General features: G+C 70.5%; 2 protein-coding genes and 1 pseudogene. All 3 read right to left on the reverse strand.

The genetic code is table 11. The features are described 5' to 3' along the window. Positions 1 to 78: 78 nt before the first annotated feature. Positions 79 to 1,209, reverse strand: a complete 1,131-nt coding sequence (gene pstS / locus ACWFR3_RS46695; RefSeq protein WP_453740801.1) for a phosphate ABC transporter substrate-binding protein PstS — start codon at positions 1,207 to 1,209, stop codon at positions 79 to 81. A 235-nt stretch (positions 1,210 to 1,444) separates the two neighbouring features. Beyond that, a complete protein-coding gene (locus tag ACWFR3_RS46700; protein WP_453740802.1) occupies positions 1,445 to 1,879 on the reverse strand; it encodes an NUDIX hydrolase in 435 nt (144 codons plus the stop codon). Further along, a pseudogene (locus ACWFR3_RS46705) lies at positions 1,876 to 2,571 on the reverse strand (CHAD domain-containing protein); the annotation flags it as partial. The gene ACWFR3_RS46700 and the pseudogene ACWFR3_RS46705, both read right to left, overlap by 4 nt.

Raw genomic sequence — 2,571 nt, forward strand, 5'->3', positions numbered from 1 at the left:
CTGGGGCCCGCCACGACCGGCCGGCGGTCCCCCGCCGGCGGGGGGGGGCCCCGGGGGGGCCCCCCCCCGCACGCTGGGTCAGCTCAGGCCCGCGACGGTCTCGCGGACCTTCGTGGCGATCTCGGCGGGGATCGGCGCGTAGCCCTTGTCGGAGAGGGTCTTCTGGCCGTCCTCGCTGGAGATGTAGGTGAGGAAGGACTTGGTGGCGTCGAGGGTCTCGGCCTTGTTGCCCTTCTCGCACGCGATCTCGTACGTCACGAGGGTGATCGGGTAGGCGCCTTCGGCCTTGGTGTCGTACGCCAGGTCGAGGGCGAGGTCCTTGCCCTTGCCGACGACCTTGGCCTCGGCGATCGCCTTGGAGGCGTTCTCGACGGTGGCCTTGACCGGCTCCTTGGCGCCCGTGTCCAGGTCGACGGTCTTGACGCCGTCACCCGCGTAGGACAGCTCCATGTACGTGATGGCGCCCTCGGTCTGCTTCACCTGCTGGGCCACGCCGGAGGAGCCGGACGCGGACTGGCCGCCCTTGGCCTCCCAGGTCTTGCCGGGCTCGTAGGGCCAGGCGGACGGGGCCGCGGCCTTCAGGTACTTGGTGAAGTTGTCCGTGGTGCCGGACTCGTCCGAGCGGTGGAAGGCCTGGATCTTGGTGCCCGGGAGCTTCGCGTCGGGGTTCAGCTTCTCGATCGCCTTGTCGTCCCAGGTCTTGATCTTGTCGTTGAAGATGTCGGCCATCGTCTTGGCGTCGAGCGTGAGGTTGTCCACGCCGGGGACGTTGAACGCGACGGCGATCGGGCCGCCGACCATCGGCAGGTCGATGGCCTGGCTGTCCTTGCAGACCTTCTTCGACTTCTCGATCTCGTCGGGCTTCAGCGCCGAGTCGGAACCGGCGAACGCCGTCTGGCCCTGGAGGAACGCGGTGACGCCGGCGCCCGATCCGTCGGGCTTGTAGTTGATCTGGACGTCCTTGCAGGAAGCCGCGAATTCCTTGACCCAGCCGTCCATCGCGTTCTTCTGCGCGGACGAGCCGGAGGCCAGGAGCTGGCCCTTCGCGTCGTCGCACTTGATGTTGGCGTTGGCGTTCGTCTTCTCGCCGCTGCCACCGCTGCCGCCGCTCGTGTCGTCGGAGCCGCACGCCGTGAGGGCCAGGGCGCCGGAGACGGCGATGGCGCCGAGGGAGAGGGCGCGGAGCCGGTTCTTGCGCTGAAGCTTCACTTTCGGGTCTTCCTTCCGGGAGCCGCCGGCTCTCTGCTGGCGGCGTGCGAGGTCTACGTCGTGCATGTGCTGCGGGCTTACTGCCTTGCTGTCCTGCGGTCTTACGGTCCTACTTCGTCTTGTAAGGCTGAAATTAGGCAGGGCAGGTGAAGCGGCCGATGGGCATGAGTGAACGGCGGGTGAACCTCGGCGGTCGGCCTGGTTAGGTGTTCCGCCACGGAAAGTAGCGGATCAATTACGCCGGGTTGAGGATCCCGAGAAGGGCGTCGACGAGCTGCTGGTCACGGGGTTGCGTGAGGCGGTTGCGGGCCGCCGTCGGCGAGAGCCAGAGGATGCGGTCGACCTCGTTGTTGGGCGTGAAGTGGCCGTCGGCCACCTCCGCCGCCCAGTAGTGCACCTCTTTGGGGCGGCCCTGGGCCGCGTAGCGGACCGTGGGGAGGCGGGCGCCGGGGGTGCAGCGGTGGCCCGTCTCCTCCTCGACCTCGCGCAGGGCGCCGGCCAGCGGGGTCTCGGCGCGCTTCAGCTTGCCCTTGGGGTGCGACCAGTCGTCGTACTTCGGCCGGTGGACCAGGCAGATCTCCAGCTCCCCGTCGTACGGGGAGTGGCGCCACAGGACGCAGCCCGCGGCCCGGACGACTTCGCCGTCGGTGTGCGTCACGTCGTACGTCACGGAGTGCTCACCGCTTCCGTCTCGCGGAGCCAGGCCTGGTGGAAGGTGAAGCGGGCCGCCTCTACCTCGTGGCGCTGGTCGGCGTGCAGGACGCCGAGCGCGTACGCCGTCGCCGGGGCGATGCGGGGGGTGCGGGCGGCCGAAGCCGCGGCCGATGCGGCGTCCGCGGCGTCGCGGTGGCGGTCGAGGGCGTGGCTCGCGTCGGCCAGGCGGAGGTCGTCGCCCGGCCTTCCGGTCAGGACCTCCAGGGCGTACCTGTGCAGGCGCAGGAGGGCGCGGGTCTTCAGCCAGGGGGCGTCCTGGGGCTCGGGCGCGGCGTCCGTGCCGGCGGCGAGGCCGTGTGTCAGGGCTTCCGCGTTGTACGGGTGGCCCGCCTGGCCCAGGGGGAGCGCGGCGACGGCGTCCGCCAGCTCCTCCTCGGCCCTGGCCGCCAGGGGCTTCAGGTCCTCCGCCGCCTGGATCAGCGGGACCTCGCTGGCCAGTACTGCCACGTTGTCCGCCACCGCGTGGAAGCGGGAGGAGCCGAACGCTTGCAGCGCGGCGGAGTGGGCCCGCGTGCGGGCGAGGGTGAGTTGTCGCTCCAGCAGGGCTGCGGCTTTGGCTGCGCCTACTGTCAGGCCTCTTGGAGTGCTGCCCTGTTCACTTGCACCCGGCGCTGGGGGCTGTGCCCACCCGTTCCGCCTTGCGGAACG

Source organism: Streptomyces sp. NPDC055189 (genome assembly GCF_053606765.1).